The sequence below is a fragment of the Tardiphaga sp. 709 genome (assembly GCF_032401055.1).
Classification (GTDB): Bacteria; Pseudomonadota; Alphaproteobacteria; order Rhizobiales; family Xanthobacteraceae; genus Tardiphaga.
The window spans coordinates 2,649,597-2,667,672 of record NZ_CP135529.1 but is presented as its reverse complement, the minus strand read 5'-3'; the positions used below and the strand labels follow the sequence as shown (position 1 = coordinate 2,667,672).

Sequence of the window (18,076 nt, the reverse complement as noted above, 5' to 3'; positions counted from 1 at the left end):
GTAAATCCGTCGCGGGTTCGTTTGATCATCATTCGGCCGCTGCGCGGTCATGAGCATGCGCGGCGAGATAGCGCTCAGCTTCGAGGGCGGCCATGCAGCCCATGCCCGCGGCGGTGACCGCCTGCCGATAGGTTTCGTCCGCCACGTCGCCGGCGGCGAAGACGCCGGGCATCGAGGTTGCGGTGGAATTCGGAGCCACTTCGACATAGCCCGAGGGCTTCAGCTTGATCTGGCCCTTGATGAGTTCGGTCGCGGGCGCGTGGCCGATGGCAATGAAGACGCCGTCGGCTGGCACCTGGGTGATGGCGCCGGTCTTGACGTTCTTCAGGCGAACATGGGTGACCTTGGCCGGGCCTTCGGTGCCGCAGATCTCGTCGAGCGCCGAGTCCCAGACCACCTTGATCTTCGGGTGCTTGAACAATCGCTCCTGCAGGATGCGTTCGGCACGGAAATGGTCGCGGCGATGCACGATGGTGACCTGCGAGGCGAAATTGGTCAGGAACAAAGCTTCCTCGACGGCCGTGTTGCCGCCGCCGACCACGATCACTTCCTTGTTGCGATAGAAGAATCCGTCGCAGGTGGCGCAGGCGGATACGCCGCCGCCCTGGAATTTCTCTTCCGACGGGATGCCGAGCCAGCGCGCCTGCGCGCCGGTGGCCAGGATCACGGTTTCGGCGAGATAGACATCGCCGCTGTCGCAGGTCAGGCGGAACGGACGCTGGCTCAGATCCATGTCACTGACCAGATCGGTGACGATCTTGGTGCCGACATGATGCGCCTGTTTCTCCATCTGCTCCATCAGCCAGGGACCCTGGATGACGTCGGCGAAGCCCGGATAGTTTTCGACATCCGTGGTGATGGTGAGCTGGCCGCCGGGCTGGATCCCCTGGATCAGGACGGGCTCGAGCATCGCGCGTGCGGCGTAGATAGCGGCAGTGTAGCCAGCCGGGCCTGAGCCGATGATGACGACTTTGGCATGGATGGGGGCGGCCATGGTCGAGTCCCTTTCTGAAGGGAAATTGGTCATTGCTGAGGCGAAATGTGCCGGCGAACGCATCGCTGCGGCGTCGAAACTGTTGTCTGCTAGTCTAGAATATCTGGCGAGCCATGCAAGAATTGCAATTCGTCCCGGCAATTTTTCCCCCGGAGACACTTAATTTCTGCGATGCACGCGCAATAAAATTGCGCAGGTTGCGGCTCCTGCGCTAAGAGAGTCCAAACGGTTTCTTTGAATACCAGCCAGGATCCGCGCCGCGTGCCGAAAAGCCTAGACGACATCGACCTCAAAATTCTCAGCGAAATCCAGGCCGACGGCCGAATCACCAATGTGGAACTTGCCAAGCGCGTTGGCATCTCGCCGCCGCCTTGCCTGCGCCGGGTCCGGACCCTGGAAGAGGCCGGGTACATCCAGGGCTACCGCGGGTTGCTGGATCCCCGATTGCTCGGTTTCGACGTTACGGTGTTCGCCTCGGTCCACCTGTCGAGCCAGGCCGATGCCGATCTCAAGGCGTTCGAGGATTTCGTCCGCAAGGAGCCGTTGGTGCGGGAATGCTGGATGCTGTCGGGCGAGATCGACTTCATCCTGAAATGTGTGGCGCCTGATATGGCGACTTTTCAGGATTTCGTCGGTCATCTCACGGCTGCACCGCATGTCCGCAACGTCCGCACGTCCTTGGTCTTGCAGAACTCGAAATACGCTGCCGCGGTGCCGCTGGAATTGAAGACCGCGGACTAGACCGCGTTGCTAAAAGCGAAGGGCGCCCACCTTGCGGTGAGCGCCCTTTTTTATTGCCGTGATGTCGAGCTTAGCTCTTCTTGCGCATTATCGCGTCGAGGCTGATCGGGCCTCCGCCTGACGTCGCAAGATAGAGGCAGGAGAAGCAGAACAGGATGGCAGCGGTGCCGCCGTTCAGCAGCGGCAGGAAAACTGGATCCGCGCCTTTAAACATGTGGCCGAGGAAGTAAGCGAAAGCCATTTCACCGGCGAGGATGAACGCAACCGGGCGCGTGAACAGGCCGAGCAGCAGCAGCGCACCGCCGACGAGCTCAAGCCATGCCGCGACCTGGATCAACGGCGGAATATTCGCGAAATAGGGCAGAACCGGAAATTTGAAGATCTTGGCGATGCCATACTGCAGCAGCAGCAGGCCGGTGATGAAGCGGAAAAGGCTTAGTGCAGCAGGCTGAAATTTAGCGAAGGCTTGGTCCATGTCATTAGTCCCCCTGTGATGACCATCGTTTCTAGCATTACTGCAATGCAAAATGCTGGTCACTCTCGTGTGAAAACACGTGAGCTGTGGAAGTATTCCAGAAGTTTCCGTGAGTAGCGATGGCTGGATACCGCAATCAGGGGACAATAAAAAAAGCCGCGCATCATGCGCGGCTTTCTTGTTTCGCGTTGAGCGCTGTCGATCAGCGCCACTCGACCTTTGTGATCTCATACGCCTTGGCCCCGCCGGGAGCGACGACTTCGACCGATGCGCCCTTGCTCTTGCCGATCAGCGCACGCGCCAGTGGCGAGGTAATCGAGATACGACCTTTCTTGGCATCAGCCTCGGGCTCGCCGACGATCTGCCAGACCGCCTTCTTCTCGGTGTCCTCATCGATCAGCGTCACGGTCGCGCCGAACTTGATGGTGTCGCCGGACAGCTTCGAGATATCAATGATATCGGCGCGGGCGAGCTTGTCTTCGATATCGCTGATGCGGCCTTCATTATGCGACTGCTCTTCCTTGGCGGCGTGATACTCGGCATTTTCCGAGAGGTCGCCATGGGAGCGCGCTTCAGCGATCTGCTCGATGATCCGCGGACGGTGCACCGACTGACGTTCCTTCAGCTCGACCTCCAGCGCAGCGTAGCCACCTGCTGTCATCGGGACCTTCTCAACCATTCTCTTCGTCCTTTAACATCATGCGGCACGCGGCGGCGCGCGCATGAAACCATTTCGTTCTGCAAGATGTCGGCTTGGCTGCGCTTGCAGCCAGTTCAGACGCCGGCTTCGAGTGCCGAAACAAAACAAGACGCGACCGGTGAGTTCCGGTCGTGCCTTGCCCAGCTGATCTCGTCGGACCTGCAGTCCGCCCGAATTCAGGCTTCGGAAAAGTAACTCTGCAATGTGCGGACCTCAAGGTCCCCGCCCAGATAGGCCCGGACGCCCTGCGCGGCCGCCACGGCACCCGAAAGAGTGGTGTAATACGGTACTTTATGCAAGAGGGCAGCCCGCCGCAGTGAGCGGCTGTCGGCCAGGGCCTGCGGCCCGTCGGTGGTGTTCAGAACCAGCTGAATCTCGCCATTGGTGATGGCATCGACGATGTGCGGCCGGCCTTCCAGCACCTTGTTGATCTTCTCGGCGGGGACGCCGTTGTCGACCAGGAAGCGCTGGGTTCCCGACGTCGCAAGCACCTTGAAGCCGTTCGACGAGAGCAGCTTCACGGCATCGAGAATGCGCGTCTTGTCGCTTTCGCGCACGGACACGAACACGGTGCCACTGCGCGGCACGCGGGTGCCGCCGCCGAGCTGGCTCTTGGCGAAGGCGATTTCGAACGAGCGATCGATACCCATCACTTCGCCGGTGGAGCGCATCTCCGGGCCGAGCACCGTATCGACGCCGGGGAAGCGCGCGAACGGGAAGACCGATTCCTTGACGCCGACATGATCGAGCTTGCGCTTCTTGAGTTTGAAGTCGGCGAGCTTCTCGCCGGCCATGATACGCGCGGCGATCTTGGCCACCGGCATGCCCATCACCTTGGCAACGAAAGGCACGGTGCGCGACGCGCGCGGATTGACTTCAAGCACGTAGATGTCGCGATCCTTGACCGCGAACTGCACGTTCATCAGTCCGACCACGTCGAGGCCGAGCGCCATGTCGCGGGTCTGGCGTTCGAGTTCGGCGATCATGTCGTCGTCGAGCGAATGCGGCGGCAGCGAGCAGGCCGAGTCGCCGGAGTGAATGCCGGCTTCCTCGATATGCTCCATGATGCCGACGATGAAGGTATCCTTGCCATCGCACAGGCAGTCGACGTCGACTTCGATGGCATCCGACAGATAGCGATCGAACAGCAGCGGATTGGTGCCGAGCACCGTATTGATCTGGCCGGTCTTGTCGTTCGGATAGCGCGCCTTGACGTCGCCGGGCACCAGCTCTGGCAGCGTGCCGAGCAGGTAATCGCCGAGCTGGCTTTCCTCGCGAATGATCTGCATCGCGCGACCGCCGAGCACATAGGACGGACGCACCACCAGCGGCAGGCCGAGATCGGCTGCGACGAGGCGGGCCTGTTCGACCGAATAGGCGATGCCGTTCTTTGGCTGCTTCAGCTTGAGCTTGTCGAGGATGCGCTTGAAGCGATCGCGATCTTCGGCAAGATCGATGGCATCCGGCGAGGTACCGAGGATCGGCACGTCGGCGGCTTCCAACGCGCGCGCGAGCTTCAGCGGGGTCTGGCCGCCGAACTGCACGATCACGCCATGCAGCGTGCCGTTCTGACGTTCGGTGTCGATGATCTCGAGCACGTCTTCGGCAGTCAGGGGCTCGAAATACAGGCGATCCGCCGTGTCGTAGTCGGTCGACACGGTTTCCGGATTGCAGTTGACCATGATGGTCTCGTAGCCGGCGTCGGCGAGCGCGAAGCAGGCGTGACAGCAGCAATAGTCGAACTCGATGCCTTGGCCGATACGGTTCGGGCCGCCGCCAAGAATGATGACCTTGTTCTTGTCGGATGGCTGACTCTCGTCTGCGAAGGCGCCTGCGAAGGACGACTCATAGGTCGAATACATGTAAGCGGTCGGCGAGGCGAATTCGGCAGCGCAGGTGTCGATGCGCTTGAACACCGGGCGCACATCGAGCGAGCGGCGCAGTGCCTTGACGTCGGCCTCGGTCTTGCCGGCGAGCACGGCGAGGCGCGCGTCGGAGAAGCCCATGGCCTTCAGCGTCCGCATGCCGAAGGCGTTGGCGGGCAGGCCATTGGCCTTCACCTTGGCTTCCATTTCGACGATGCCACGCATCTCGGCGAGGAACCACGGATCGATCTTGCAGGAGTTGAAAATCTCCTCATCGGTCCAGCCCAGACGCATGGCCTGGCCGACTTGCAACAGACGGTCCGGCGTCGGTGTACCCAGGGCAGCGCGGATCGCGTTCTTGTCGTCGCCGCGGCCGAGATCCTCGATCTCGATTTCGTCGAGACCGGTCAGGCCGGTTTCAAGTCCGCGCAGCGCCTTCTGCAGCGACTCCTGGAATGTACGGCCGATGGCCATCACTTCGCCGACCGACTTCATCGATGTCGTCAGCGTGCGCGATGCGCCCGGGAATTTCTCGAAGGCGAAGCGGGGAATCTTGGTGACGACATAGTCGATGGTCGGCTCGAATGACGCAGGAGTTGCGCCGCCGGTGATGTCGTTGGCGATTTCATCGAGTGTGTAGCCGACGGCAAGCTTTGCCGCGACCTTGGCGATCGGGAAGCCGGTGGCCTTCGAGGCCAGCGCCGACGAGCGCGACACGCGCGGATTCATTTCGATCACGACCATGCGGCCGTCGGCAGGATTGACGCCGAACTGCACGTTGGAGCCGCCGGTCTCGACGCCGATCTCGCGCAGCACCGCCAGCGAGGCGTCGCGCATGATCTGGTATTCCTTGTCGGTCAACGTCAGCGCCGGCGCGACGGTGATGGAGTCACCGGTATGCACGCCCATCGGATCGAGATTCTCGATCGAGCAGATGATGATGCAGTTGTCCTTCTTGTCGCGGACGACTTCCATCTCGTACTCTTTCCAGCCGAGCACTGACTCTTCGATCAGCACTTCGTTGGTCGGAGACGCGTCGAGGCCGCGCTCGATGATGTCGAGGAATTCTTCGCGGTTATAGGCAATGCCGCCGCCGGTGCCGCCCATGGTGAAGGACGGGCGGATGATCGCGGGCAAACCAATTTCAGACAGCGCCATCAGCGCCTGGCCGAGAGCGTGCTCCTGATAACGCTTGCGGCGGTCGCCTTCATGCAACACCCACTGGCGCTCGTGCTCGGCCAGCGCGTCGCCCGTCAGCTTGGCTTTTTCGGCCTGGTGCTGCTCGCGATACTGCTTCTTCAGCGCGGATGCGTTGGCGAGCCGCGACTTCGGCGTCTCCAGGCCAATCTTCGTCATCGCCTCGCGGAACAGCTGGCGGTCTTCCGCCTTGTCGATGGCTTCTGCGGTGGCGCCGATCATCTCGACGTCGAACTTCTCCAGCGTGCCCTGCTGGCGCAGCGACAGCGCGCAGTTCAGCGCGGTCTGGCCGCCCATGGTCGGCAGCAGCGCAAAACCCTTGGAGCGGTCACCGCGCTCCTTCTCAATGATCTTGGCGACGATCTCGGGTGTGATCGGCTCGATATAGGTCGCGTCCGCCAGTTCCGGGTCCGTCATGATGGTGGCCGGATTGGAATTGACCAGAACGATCCGGTAGCCCTCTTCCTTGAGCGTCTTGACGGCTTGTGTGCCCGAATAGTCGAACTCGCAGGCCTGGCCGATCACGATAGGACCGGCGCCGATGATCAGGATGGTGGATATGTCGGTGCGTTTTGGCATTTAAACTCGCGGTGGTGACAAATCGGCACAAAAAAAGGGCGCGCATACGCGCGTCCCTCGGGCCCGGGCGCCAAACCAGCCATTGACCCCTCAGGGAGCCATAGGCCGATCCTCGCGCGCGGCTGTCTTTAGACCACTATAACGGGGCGGGGAAGGCTTTTGAAGGTGCCATCAACCGGCAATTTGGGCCGGTTTCGGGCGCTTCAGAAGGTGTCCGGCGAGGACGAGCGCGAGGGCTGCCGCCTCGGCGCAGCCGCCGATCCAGCCGAGGTGGTTGGAGCTCAAGGTCGACAGCACCACGCCGCCCAACGCGCTGCCGGCGGCAAAGCCGATATACATGGCGGAGGCGTTCAGCGAGAGCGCGATGACCGAGGCTTCCGGCGTGACGCGCACGAGATGCGCGACCTGTCCGGGATAGAACATCCAGCCGGCAATGCCCTGGGTAAAAATGAAGACCAGAAACAGCACACCCGCAGTGGCGGGCGGCGCGAATATCAGGGCCACCGATTGCAGCGTCAGTGACAGCATCATGCCGATCAGGCCCAGCGTCGAGGTTCGGAGCGGCCCGATACGGTCGGACATCGCGCCGCCCAGGGTGTTTCCGATGGCCGCGGCGACGCCGAAGACCAGCAGTGCCAGACTGATTCCGTTGGCGTCAAAGCCAAGTCGGTGCAGCGGCACAGCCAGATAGGTGAATGAGGTAAAGCCTCCGAGGCCCCACATGCAGGTCACAGCAAGGGTTTTCAGCACTTCGGGATGGCGCGCGACGGCAAGCCTCTGACCGAGTGTGGCAGCAGTGCGTGGCAAACCGCGGGGCAATCCCAGCAGCAGCCCGGCCAATGCGACGGCGCCGAGCGCGGCGACCATCACGAACGTCGACCGCCAGCCAAAATGACTGCCGACCCAGGTTCCGAGCGGCACGCCCAGAACCGTCGCCACCGTCAGGCCGGAGATCACCAGCGACGCGGCGCGGCCACGGCGTTCCGGTGCAGCGATCGCAATTGCGACGGCCATGGCGGTCGGCATGCACAGTCCGGCGCCGACGGCCATCAGCATGCGCGATAGCAGGAGAATGCCGAATGTGGTCGCGACGGCCGCCAAAAGGTTTCCGACGATGAAGCAGACCAGCGCCAGCGAGACGACGGTGCGACGGTCAAAATTGCTGAACAGCACGGCCAGGATCGGCGAGCCGATGGCATAGGTGATGGCGTAAACGGTGACCAATTGTCCCGTGGCCGCCAACGTGACATTCAGGTCCGCTGCCATGATTGGAAGAAGTCCAGCAATTACAAATGCTTCGGTTCCAATCGCAAATGCCGCCACGGCCAGCCAGAAGACGCTCATCGCCAAATCCTTAGTTCAATCTTCGTTGAACTATTGATGCGGCGGTGCAAAATGTCAAATGGTTCAAGAAATATTGAACATTGCGGCAACCGGTCGGAATCACTATTGAGGAGTCATGAGCCGCATTCTTCCGCATCCCACGCGCGAACAGATCGAATTGCCTGGCGTGATGGATTGCCTGAGCGATCCGATCCGGCTGGCGATCGTCTACAATCTGGCCAAACGCGAGAAAGAGGTCGGTGAATTGCGCTGCGGCGATTTCTACGGCCTCAGTGGCAAGTCCAATCTCGCCTATCATTTTGCGAAACTGCGCGAGTCCGGCCTGATGGAAACGCGCGCGGTTGGGACGGCGAGGTTGATGAAACTGCGCCGCGAAGATCTTGAGAGCAGATTTCCGGGTTTGCTGGATGCGGTGCTCGCATCGGCCGAGCGCGATGCCGAGCGCCTGCAACTGCCGGTGCTGGAATTCACCGAAGCCTGACAGCGCCGACCCACGGGTGGCCGACGCACTGGTGAATGTCTGAAAGGTTGGAGGCCCAGCCTGGACTTGAACCAGGATAAAGAGCGATGCATCGCCCCCGCGTAGACATTTCCGCCACCGGGCCGAGCACAATGTTACCGATCACGGCGTGGCGATCCACCTCAAGTTTTGTAAACCGTCTGTTAACCTTAACCGTCCGTTTGCCCGAGCCGATGCCTCAGAATGCGTGGTGGGCGACGAAGGTCATGCGCGACGAATTATGGCCGATATTGACCGGCGCCCGCGACGCGCGGAAACCGGCCGCGGTCAGCTTGGCCAGCATCTCCGCCTCGCTATAGCGCTGCAGGCCAACCTTGGTGCGCAACTGGCGATAGTCGGAGAGGGCCGTGCGCACGAGGCCGACGAAAGCATCCCAGAGAAAGCCGTGTTCCCGGGCGAGCTTCAACAGCGCCATGACATCGGTCGCCATGCCGACATCGGGCTGCAGGATGTCGCCGACCACCAGCTTGCCGCCAGGCGCCAGCAGCCGCTTGATGATTGCGAAGGCATCGTCGAGTTCGGGGCCGCTCATATACTGAGCCACCGAATTCATGACAGCCAGGTCGATCGACTGCGCCGTCATGTTGCGCAACTCTTCCAGCGACCGGACCCGAATTTTGGTGTTGGGCGCGAAGCGGGCGACCAGCCGGCCGCGAACGCCAGGCGCGGGCTCTGCCAGGATCAGCTTGCTGCAGGCATTGGCCACTTTGGCGGCCGAGAGTGCTTCGCCGCAGGCATAGTCGAGCACGACGGCATCCTGAGAGGCGATGTAGCCAATGATATCGCGGGCGATGACCTCAAAATGCACGTCACGATGCAGCTTGCTCGCATAAATCGTATGCGTGGAATCGTAATAATCGATCCAATCTTCCATCGTCTACCCGGCCCGATTGTTGTTCCCGTCGCGGGAACCCCTATATTTGTGATGCGTTGGAGACGGTCTAGAGCGTTTTCAGGCGCGTGGGAAACCGCCTTTCCTCAAGAACCGCAGTTTTCGGAAATTTGCAGTGCTTTCCGTCAAGACCACTCCGATTTTTCCTGAAATCTTCCGCCCTGACGACAATCCCCTCCAGCCATCACATCATCCGACACGGGAAGGTAAGTAACGTGAGCACCAAGACATCGAAAATCGCCGCCGAAATGAATACCCCGACTGACCTCTCAGCCGACGCCGTGGAGAAGGTGGCCAAGGCGCTGAACGGGTTGCTCGCCGACGCCTTCGCGCTCTACCTGAAGACCAAGAACTTTCATTGGCATCTCAGCGGGCGCCATTTCCGCGACTATCACCTGATGCTTGACGAGCAGTCCGACCAGATTTTTGCGACGACAGACCCGTTGGCGGAGCGCGTGCGCAAGATCGGCGGTCGCACGCTGCGTTCGATCGGCGAAGTCGCCAAGCTGCAGACCATCAAGGACAACGACGAAGCCTATGTGCCGCCGGTGGAGATGCTGCGCGAGCTGATGAACGACAACAAGAAGATGGCAGCGGCGATGCGCAAGGCCCACGATATTTGCGACGACGCCAAGGACGTCGCCAGCGCCAGCCTGCTGGAAAACTATATCGACGACACCGAGCGCCGCACCTGGTTCCTGTTCGAAGCGTCGCGTCAGGAAGGCGGCAACGAGGCGTAAGCCTCGTTCCCGATTGAATATGTCAAAGCGCCCGCTTCACAGCGGGCGTTTTCATGTGGAGATGTTGCCGTTGTTCGGCACCAAGCGCGGGGCCGCGGTTATTCAGGCTGAATGCCGAGTTCCTGAATCGTCTTGCCTGTGGCCACGAGCTCGGCGTCGAAAAAGCGCTTCGCGCCCGCAGGCGTCACCACGTCACCGGAGGCGACGTCGAAGCCGAGCACGGGCGCACGCTCCTGTACATCCGGCGATTTCAGTGCCTGCGCAATCTCGGCACTGAGCTTGTCGACGATCTCGGCAGGTGTCCCGGTCGGGGCCATCATCATGAACCAGCCTTGCAGATCCGCGCCCTTCAACGTCTCGGCAATCGCGGGCACATCCGACAGTGAATCGACGCGCTTGTTGCCGGCGATAGCGAGCGCGCGCAGCGTACCGGCCTTGATGAAGGACTCTGCCACCGATGCGGACTGGATTGTCACCTGGGTGCGTCCGGTCAGGCTGTCCTGGATCGCGTTGGTGATGGTGTTGTAGGGGACCAATACGAAACTGGTGCCCGCCTGTTTGTTGATGGTCTGTGCGATCAGGCCGGAAATGTTACGCGCGCCGTCGACCGCCATGCTCAGGGAGCCGGGAGTGGATTTTTCGAGCGCGATCAATTCCGCCAGCGTCTTTGCTTTCACGTCGGGATTGACGAGCAGGACGTGATTGCTTCGCGCTACCATCGCCACCGGCACGAAATCCTTCACGGGATCGTAGGGCAGTTTCTTGAACGTATAGGGATTGGTGACCAGCGCCGCCGACGTCGCGAACAGGAAGGTGTAGCCGTCGGGCGCGGCGCGCGCGACGGTCTGCGCGCCGACGAGGTTCGCGGCGCCCGGGCGGTTCTCAACGATGAACTGTTGTCCGAGCGCGCGGGAGAGTTTTTCGGCGACGATGCGGCACAGCACATCCGGGCTGTTGCCCGCCGCCTGCGGCACCACGATCGTCACCGGCTTTTGCGGCCATGATTGCGCATAGGCGGGCAGCGAGAGGCAAAGAATGGCGCCGGTCAACAAGATACGACGGGACAATGTGAGCATGGACTTCCTCCTGAAATGGTTGGCCTGCGATTTCTGATCGCTTGTTGAGGCGCGCTTTTTGAACGAGCGGGTCTTTGTCGTGAGAAGCAGCCCGCGGCGCTGGCGGCGCGGGCTGCCACTTGCATCAGGCTTCGTCGGCCACGCCGTTACGCAGCACGCCGAGCCGGTCGATCTCGACTTCGACGATATCGCCCGGCTTCAGCCAGAGCGGAGGCGTGCGCTTGGCGCCGACGCCGCCCGGCGTGCCGGTGGCGATCACATCGCCCGGCTCAAGGCGGGTAAAGGACGAGCAGTATTCAATCTGACGCGGGATATCGAAGATCATCTGATCGATGGTGGCGTCCTGCACGACCTGGCCGTTGACGCGGGTCTGCAGCCGCAGCGGCGCGACATCGCCGAGTTCGTCCGGCGTCATCATCCAGGGGCCGAAGCCGCCGGTCTCCGGAAAATTCTTGCCGGGCGTGAACTGATGGGTGTGACGTTGGAAATCACGCACGCTGCCTTCGTTGTAGCAGGCATAGCCGGCAATGTGGCTCCACGCATCAGCCTGCGTGATGTGGCGTCCAGGCTTGCCGATAATGATCGCGATTTCGCCTTCGAAGTCGAGATGGGTCGATACTTTCGGTCGGATGATATTGGTCAGATGTCCGGTCTGGCTGTTGGCAAAGCGGCCGAACACCGTGGGATTGTCGACCTCGGCGCGGCCGGTCTCCTTGCGGTGCATTTCGTAGTTCAGGCCGATGCAGAGGATCTTGTCCGGATTTGGAATCACCGGCAACCAGGTGATGTCGGCGGTCGGGATGCGCTTGGCCTTGCCGGCGGCGTCGCGTACGGCAGACAATGCGTCTGCCGCGATGACGGATTTGAGGTCGGGGAAACGATCGCCAAGCAGTGCGCCGACATCGAGCGCGTCATCGCCCTCGATCACGCCCCAGGTGGGTTTTCCGCCGATCTGAAAACTTGCCAATTTCATCGTGATGTCCTCGCTGTGGAAGCTGCATGTCCGTGGGGAATGCTGGTGTGGTGACGCTGTGCGGCCGGCGTGATCATTGGAGCCGCTCCGCAAGATCGGTGAGCAGCGCGTCGAGTGCGCTAACGTCGCTGGCGACACCGAAGACGTAGTGGTCGGGCCGCACGATTGCGGCGCGGCAGTCGTGACGGTCGAACCAGGCGGCGAGAACGCCGTCCTCTTCAGTAAGTACGCCATCGGCAGCGGGGCCGATGCGAATTGGCCTGATGTCCAGCCCAGTCATGATCGCTTGCAGATCGGGACCGGGCTCCAGTTCGTTGCGCATATCGAGCACAAGCCGCCATCCGGTGCCGGCAACGCTATCGAGACGGCGCTGTCCTTCTGCAGTCTTGATCCATGGCTGGGGGAACAGCGTGCCGTGTGCCGGGTGGAGGGGAAATGCCAGTAGTCCCGTCTGCAATGGCGGCACGATTTCCTGACGGGTGATGGTGCGGGGTTGGCCGCCACCCTCCGCAAGAATGCGCTCGTCGCGTGCTGCTGCGGCGTCGGGATCGCGCTCGCAGATCACATGGCCGATCGCCTTGATGCGCGAGGTGAGCTGGCGGACATGCTCGCTGCGTTCCTCGCCATAGGTGTCGAGCAGCGTCGCGCCGGATTGCCCCTTGAGAACGCGGTCGAGCTTCCAGATCAGGTTGCCGACATCGCGGATACCCTGGCACATGCCCTGACCGATGAAGGGCGGTTGCTGGTGCGCGGCATCGCCGGCAAGGAAGATGCGGCCACGTCGCCACTCCTGCGCGACCAGCGCGTGAAACCGGTAGCTTGCCGCACGCCACAACACGGCATCGTCAGGCGTGATCCAGTGCGCCAGCAACTGCCAGACCTGTGCCGCCGTCTCCATCTCGCGCGGATCTTCGCCGGGCAGCAGCATGATTTCGAAGCGGCGATGGTTGCCGGGACCGATGATGAAGGTCGTGGGCCGCGACGGATCGCAGAATTGCGCCGCGGTCTGCGGCAGCTTGCCGAGGGCCGCCTCGCTGACCTGGAGATCGACGACAAGCCAAGGCTCATCGAAGACGAGATCCTCGAACGCGATGCCAAGCTGTTGCCGCGTCCCGCTCGACGCGCCGTCGCAGGCGATCACATAGTCGGCCGTGACATCGCGCGTCACGCCGCGGTCGTTCCGCAACTGCAGCGTCACACGATCCGTCGATTGCGTGAAGCCAAGGAGCTCGGTGCCGAGTTCAACCGCGACACTGTCATAGGCTGCAGCATGTTCGCGCAGCGCGGCTTCCACCGGCGGCTGCGTGAATACCATGGTGGGCGTGTAACCGAGCGGATAGGGCTCCGCGACCATGTCGATGCGGCGGATCAACTGGCCCTTGGCACCAAAATGCTGCGAGGCCGGGAACGGCGCGATATAGGGTAGCACGCGTTCCGCGGCGCCGAGATTGTCGAGCAGGCGCAGGATCTCGTGATCGATCGCGATGGCGCGCGGCTTGTCATAGACCTCGCGCTGACGGTCGATGGCCAGTGTGCGGATGCCGCGGTCGCCGAGAAGGCTGGCGGCGATGGCGCCCGACGGGCCATGGCCGACCACGACGACCTGAAAGTCATTCTGCTGCTGTCCGGATGAAAGCGTCACGCGGCACTCTCGTCGGCATAGCCAATCGCGGTCTGTGCTGCCTTGACGTGATCGGCCTTGGGCGGGGCGATGCCCCAGTGATCGGTGCGGCCGGGTGGCCAGACCCATTCCGACGGGCCGCGCACCACATAGCTGTCATCGACCTGCAGAACTTCGGCGGTGTATTCGATGACGATCCCGACCGGATCGATGAAATAGGCAAACACATTGTCGCCGGGGCCGTGACGGCCGACGCCCCAGGCAATGGGAAATCCGGCATCGATCATGCGGCCCGAGCCCCGCATCACCGCTTCGAGATCCGGCATCAGGAAGGCGACATGATTGAGCCCGTTCACGGCAGCGTCGGCGATGACGATAGCGTGGTGGTCGCTGTTGCAGCGGACGAAGGCCATGATCTTCGAGCGGTCCGTCAGGCGAAAGCCGAGTACCTGTTCGTAGAACGCGGCGAGATCATCGACACCGGTGCTGTTGATGTTGACATGCGCGAGGCGTGTCGGACGGTTGGCCGATGACGGAGCTTCGGTATGTTGCAGGTCGCCATGAACGAAGCGCAGCACGCCGCCGTCCGGAGCGCGGATGGTCATCAGTGTGCCCCCATCTGGCGCCGGATTTGGTGCCGGGCCGGAGAGCAGCGTGGCCCCGTGTTTCACCGATGCTGCGGCGATCGTTTCGAATTCCGCATCCGAATGCAGTCGGAACGTGATGGCCCTCAGCGCGGGGCGATCGCCCTGCCGCAAGGCGACGACATGGTGATCGCTGCCGCTGGCCCGCAAGTAAGTGACGCCTTCGTGGCGTGTCACGAGGTCGAGTCCCCACACAGATGTGTAGAACTGCTCGGATCGCTGCAGATCGGGCGTGTCGAGATCGACGCTGCGCAGGGCGGAGATCGGGAAATGGGTCATTGCGAAGCCTGCTCGTCAAGGCCGAGGAAACGTCTTGCATTGGCATGAAGGACGAGATTGCGCGTGGCCTCGTCGCTGATAGCCGATGCGGCGCGCGCCGCCGGAGTGCGATCGTGGAACGCGAAGGGATAGTCGGTGCCGAGCATGAGCTGCGTTGCGCCGAACTTGCCGATCAGGTGCAGCAGCGTCGGGTCGTCATAGACCAGCGCATCGTAATAGAGCCGGCGTGCCTGCAGGGTCGGTGATTCCTGGATGCTCTCCTGCAATACAGGGAACACCTGATAGCCCTCCTGCAGCCGCGGCAGCAGCGACGCGAGCGTGCCGCCGCCGTGGCTGAACGCCATGCGCAAGCGCGGATGGCGCAGCAGGAGATTCGAGGTGATCACTGATGCTGCGGCAAGGCCGACATCGGTCGGATAGGCCAGCACCTGCTGCAATTGCGCCGGGCCGACGAGGCGATCCATGCCGCTCGGCCGCAGAGCATGGACGAACACCGCCATGTCGAGCTTCTCAACCTCGGCGAAGAATCCATCGAAGTCGGGAGACCCGATCGGCTTGCCGTTGATGTTGCTGCCGATCTCGATGCCGGCAAAGCCGAGTTCGTGCTTCAGCCGATGCAACTCGGCGATGGCGCGGTCGATGTCCTGCAGCGGTACCGCGCCGAGGGCGATCAGTCGGCCCCCGGAATGCGCGATCATCTCGGCCATCTGGTCGTTGATGTAGCGCAGCAGGTCAGTGGCCGGTTCGGGCGCCATCCAGTAGGACAGCAGCTCCGGCATCGGCGAGATCGCCTGCACGCCGAGCTCCATCTCCGCCATATCCGTGACGCGCTTGGCGACATCCCAGCAGCGATCCGACACCGTGCGATAGACGCGGCCGGCCATCATCACATGCTTGTGGCAGGGTTTGGCATCCGCCATCGACGGCCAGTCGGCCGGCACCGCTGCACCCATATAGGACGGGAAGGAGGCGGGCACGACATGCGCGTGGATATCGATCCCGCAGCCGCATCTGGCGATGGCACTCACGGCCGGGAACATCCCGCAAGGCGGGAGCCGTCCGTCGAAAGACCCGATGTCCCGGATATCTGGACTGTTTCGCCGAACATCGTCTCGCTCCCATGGCGGCATCTTGCCGTGCCACCGGGACCTCATAACCTATATAAACTTCCAATCGCAACGATAATTTATAGATTTTTTCATCCGCGCAAAAAGTGTATAGAAAAGAAAACCTTCTGGCGGGCGATTCCCGCGACCCAGATTCCTGAGACCCAGATTCCTGACCCATGAGCTTGGACACGATATCAGTGCTGGACCTGGCTTCTCCGCCGTCCTCGTCGACCCAGGCGAGCACGGTCTATGACCGGCTGCGCGAGGATTTGCTTTCCGGGCGGCTCGAGCCGGGCAGGAAATTGCAGATGCGGTTCCTGACCGACCTGTACCAGACCAGCCAGACGCCGCTGCGCGAGGCGCTGAATCGTCTGAGCGCCGATGGTCTGGTCGATTGCCGCGAGCAGCGCGGCTTTTATGTCGCGGAGATCAGCCGGAGCGAGCTCGCCGAACTCACCAAGACCCGTTGCTGGGTCGAGAGTCTGGCGCTGCGCGAATCCATGGCAGCGTCAACGCCGCAATGGGAGGAGCAGCTTCTCCTCGCGCAGCATCGCCTCGGGCGAACGCCGCGCTCGCTGAATGCCGAGCATTTCGAAGACAATCCGGAATGGGAGCGGCTGCACCGCATCTATCACCGCACCCTGATCGGCAATTGCGGGTCGCAGTCGCTGATCGCGTTCTGCGGACAACTTGCCGACCAGCTCTACCGCTATCGACGTCTGTCGATCCGCAAGGCCTTCCCGTCACGCCATGTGACCGACGAGCATCAGGCGATCATGACTGCAGTTCTGGGCGGGGACGCGGACCATGCAGTGGAACTGCTGACGGCGCATTACAGGCAGACGGCTGAAGTCATTCTCCAGGACAAGCAAATCTTCGCGGAACTGGACGGGGCCGAAGACGCTGCATCGTAGCGGACGCGGATACAGGCCGAGCCAACACCTCTGCTGGACATGAAAAGGGCCTCGCGACATGTGCAAGGCCTTGGAAGCGGTGTCTGCAGAAATCTGGCAGCCAGAAAATTTGGTAGCGGGAGAGGGACTCGAACCCCCGACCCCAGGATTATGATTCCCGTGCTCTAACCAGCTGAGCTACCCCGCCACAGGGCCGCGGCGGCCAAGATGCCGTGCCGCGAACGGGCCGCTTATAAGGAGGCGCGGGACTCCCTGTCAAGCAAACGACGCGTCGAAAATCCGCTTTTCCGCCATTCAGTTAGCGGATTTTCCGGCGGGCGCGGATTGCCGCGCTCCGCCAAGGGCTTGGGCCCGCAGGGGCCGCTTCTAGTTTCCGTCGAACGCCTTTTTCAGCGCGGCCATGTCCAGCTTGACCATGCCCATCATGGCCGTCATGGCACGCTTGGCGCCCTCGCCATTCTCGCTGGCAAGCATTTCAGTAAAGCCGTTCGGCACGATCTGCCAAGGCACGCCCCAGCGGTCGTTGATCCAGCCGCAGGCATTTGCCTTGCCGCCATTTGTCAAAATGGCGTCCCACACACGATCGACCTCGGCCTGGTCCTCGCAATGGATAGTGAAGGACACGGCCGTGCTGAATGTGGCGGGGCTGCCGCCATTGAGGCCAATGAAGCTTTGGCCGGCCAGCGTGAAGCCGACCACCAGCACGTTGCCTGCTTTGCCGCCGGGATAATCGATCGGGGCGCGCTGCACGCGATCGATGGAGGAATTGGGCACCAGCGAGCAGTAGAACCTGGCGGCTTCCTCGGCCTCGGTCTCGTACCAGATGCAGGGTGAGATCTTTGACATTGCTGCTATCCCTCTCTCGGTCAGGCCTGAGCCATCGCAGTCTGCGCCGCGGCCATGTCCATCCACATCACTTCCCAGATGTGACCGTCGGGGTCCTCATAGCTGCGGCCATACATGAAGCCGAAATCCTGCGTGGGTGTCGGATCTGGGTTGCCGCCCGCACCCACGGCCTTCTTCACAAGATCGTCGACCTCATCGCGGCTGTTGGCCGACATCGCGATCAGCACTTCGCTCGACGTCTTCGCGTCGACGATCTTCTTCGAGGTGAACTGGCGATATTTGTCGTGGGTTAGCAGCATCGCGTGGATGGTGTCGGAGAACACCATGCAGGCGGCGGTGTCGTCGGAGAATTGCGGGTTTTTGGTCGCGCCGACCGCCTCATAGAAGGCGACCGCGCGGGGCAGGTCGCTGACCGGCAGGTTGACGAAGATCATTTTGCTCATCGGATGGCTCCTGTGGGTACGCTCTGGGTGTTCTCTTTGGTGACTGTCCCGCATAGGACGCGTGGGCCTGCCGCGATCCGACATCACCGACAAAATTTTCTCAGTTATTTTTGCAGGCGGAATT

General features: G+C 62.0%; 17 protein-coding genes and 1 tRNA gene. 4 read left to right on the top strand and 14 right to left on the bottom strand.

Annotated features, from left to right (window positions below):
- Nucleotides 1-28: 28 nt before the first annotated feature.
- Nucleotides 29-994, bottom strand: coding sequence for a thioredoxin-disulfide reductase (trxB, locus tag RSO67_RS13150; protein WP_315843819.1), 966 nt, complete (start codon nt 992-994; stop codon nt 29-31).
- Between the two features lie 261 nt (nt 995-1,255).
- On the opposite strand from trxB, the gene RSO67_RS13145 reads away from it, so the two are divergent.
- Nucleotides 1,256-1,735, top strand: a complete 480-nt coding sequence (locus RSO67_RS13145) for an Lrp/AsnC family transcriptional regulator (protein ID WP_315843818.1) — start codon at nt 1,256-1,258, stop codon at nt 1,733-1,735.
- Between the two features lie 70 nt (nt 1,736-1,805).
- On the opposite strand, the gene RSO67_RS13140 is transcribed toward RSO67_RS13145, so the two are convergent.
- The 4 genes from RSO67_RS13140 to RSO67_RS13125 form a co-directional block, all read right to left on the bottom strand.
- Nucleotides 1,806-2,210: a DoxX family protein gene (locus RSO67_RS13140; protein ID WP_315843817.1), complete on the bottom strand. Its 405-nt coding sequence runs from the start codon at nt 2,208-2,210 to the stop codon at nt 1,806-1,808.
- A 202-nt stretch (nt 2,211-2,412) separates the two neighbouring features.
- Nucleotides 2,413-2,889: a transcription elongation factor GreA gene (greA, locus tag RSO67_RS13135; RefSeq protein ID WP_068728727.1), complete on the bottom strand. Its 477-nt coding sequence runs from the start codon at nt 2,887-2,889 to the stop codon at nt 2,413-2,415.
- A 197-nt stretch (nt 2,890-3,086) separates the two neighbouring features.
- On the bottom strand, nt 3,087-6,551 hold the full coding sequence (gene carB / locus RSO67_RS13130; protein ID WP_315843816.1) for a carbamoyl-phosphate synthase large subunit: 3,465 nt from the start codon (nt 6,549-6,551) through the stop codon (nt 3,087-3,089).
- A gap of 171 nt (nt 6,552-6,722) precedes the next feature.
- A complete protein-coding gene (locus RSO67_RS13125) occupies nt 6,723-7,895 on the bottom strand; it encodes an MFS transporter (protein ID WP_315843815.1) in 1,173 nt (390 codons plus the stop codon).
- Nucleotides 7,896-8,010: 115 nt separating this feature from the next.
- Between RSO67_RS13125 and RSO67_RS13120 the strand changes: the two genes are divergently transcribed.
- Entirely contained in the window at nt 8,011-8,376 is a 366-nt protein-coding gene (locus RSO67_RS13120; RefSeq protein ID WP_315843814.1) for a transcriptional regulator, read from the top strand.
- A 217-nt stretch (nt 8,377-8,593) separates the two neighbouring features.
- On the opposite strand, the gene RSO67_RS13115 is transcribed toward RSO67_RS13120, so the two are convergent.
- Complete coding sequence (locus tag RSO67_RS13115; protein WP_315843813.1) at nt 8,594-9,289, bottom strand: class I SAM-dependent methyltransferase; 696 nt, start codon at nt 9,287-9,289, stop codon at nt 8,594-8,596.
- Between the two features lie 266 nt (nt 9,290-9,555).
- Between RSO67_RS13115 and RSO67_RS13110 the strand changes: the two genes are divergently transcribed.
- Nucleotides 9,556-10,047: a DNA starvation/stationary phase protection protein gene (locus RSO67_RS13110; protein WP_315844242.1), complete on the top strand. Its 492-nt coding sequence runs from the start codon at nt 9,556-9,558 to the stop codon at nt 10,045-10,047.
- Nucleotides 10,048-10,145: 98 nt separating this feature from the next.
- Here RSO67_RS13110 and RSO67_RS13105 read toward each other — a convergent pair whose 3' ends face one another.
- The 5 genes from RSO67_RS13105 to RSO67_RS13085 all read right to left on the bottom strand — a co-directional run bounded on the left by RSO67_RS13105 (nt 10,146) and on the right by RSO67_RS13085 (nt 15,668).
- Nucleotides 10,146-11,123, bottom strand: coding sequence for a tripartite tricarboxylate transporter substrate binding protein (locus RSO67_RS13105; protein ID WP_315843812.1), 978 nt, complete (start codon nt 11,121-11,123; stop codon nt 10,146-10,148).
- 124 nt (nt 11,124-11,247) lie between these two features.
- The gene (locus tag RSO67_RS13100) at nt 11,248-12,096 is read right to left on the bottom strand and encodes a fumarylacetoacetate hydrolase family protein (protein ID WP_315843811.1); all 849 of its coding nucleotides are present in this window, start codon (nt 12,094-12,096) and stop codon (nt 11,248-11,250) included.
- A 73-nt stretch (nt 12,097-12,169) separates the two neighbouring features.
- The gene (locus RSO67_RS13095; RefSeq protein WP_315843810.1) at nt 12,170-13,738 is read right to left on the bottom strand and encodes a bifunctional 3-(3-hydroxy-phenyl)propionate/3-hydroxycinnamic acid hydroxylase; all 1,569 of its coding nucleotides are present in this window, start codon (nt 13,736-13,738) and stop codon (nt 12,170-12,172) included.
- The gene (locus RSO67_RS13090; RefSeq protein WP_315843809.1) at nt 13,735-14,640 is read right to left on the bottom strand and encodes a VOC family protein; all 906 of its coding nucleotides are present in this window, start codon (nt 14,638-14,640) and stop codon (nt 13,735-13,737) included. Before RSO67_RS13090 ends, RSO67_RS13095 begins: the two co-directional genes overlap by 4 nt.
- Complete coding sequence (locus tag RSO67_RS13085) at nt 14,637-15,668, bottom strand: amidohydrolase family protein (protein ID WP_315843808.1); 1,032 nt, start codon at nt 15,666-15,668, stop codon at nt 14,637-14,639. Before RSO67_RS13085 ends, RSO67_RS13090 begins: the two co-directional genes overlap by 4 nt.
- Before the next feature lie 278 nt (nt 15,669-15,946).
- Here RSO67_RS13085 and RSO67_RS13080 point away from each other — a divergent pair, with 278 nt between their 5' ends.
- Nucleotides 15,947-16,663 (top strand): GntR family transcriptional regulator, encoded by a 717-nt coding sequence (locus RSO67_RS13080; protein ID WP_410001850.1) that lies wholly within the window; start codon nt 15,947-15,949, stop codon nt 16,661-16,663.
- A gap of 110 nt (nt 16,664-16,773) precedes the next feature.
- On the opposite strand, the gene RSO67_RS13075 is transcribed toward RSO67_RS13080, so the two are convergent.
- From RSO67_RS13075 to RSO67_RS13065, 3 genes are all read right to left on the bottom strand, one after another.
- A tRNA-Met gene (locus tag RSO67_RS13075) sits at nt 16,774-16,850 on the bottom strand.
- Nucleotides 16,851-17,029: 179 nt separating this feature from the next.
- Entirely contained in the window at nt 17,030-17,509 is a 480-nt protein-coding gene (locus RSO67_RS13070) for a VOC family protein (protein WP_115033049.1), read from the bottom strand.
- Nucleotides 17,510-17,529: 20 nt separating this feature from the next.
- Nucleotides 17,530-17,952 (bottom strand): VOC family protein, encoded by a 423-nt coding sequence (locus RSO67_RS13065; RefSeq protein ID WP_315843806.1) that lies wholly within the window; start codon nt 17,950-17,952, stop codon nt 17,530-17,532.
- Nucleotides 17,953-18,076: the final 124 nt, after the last annotated feature.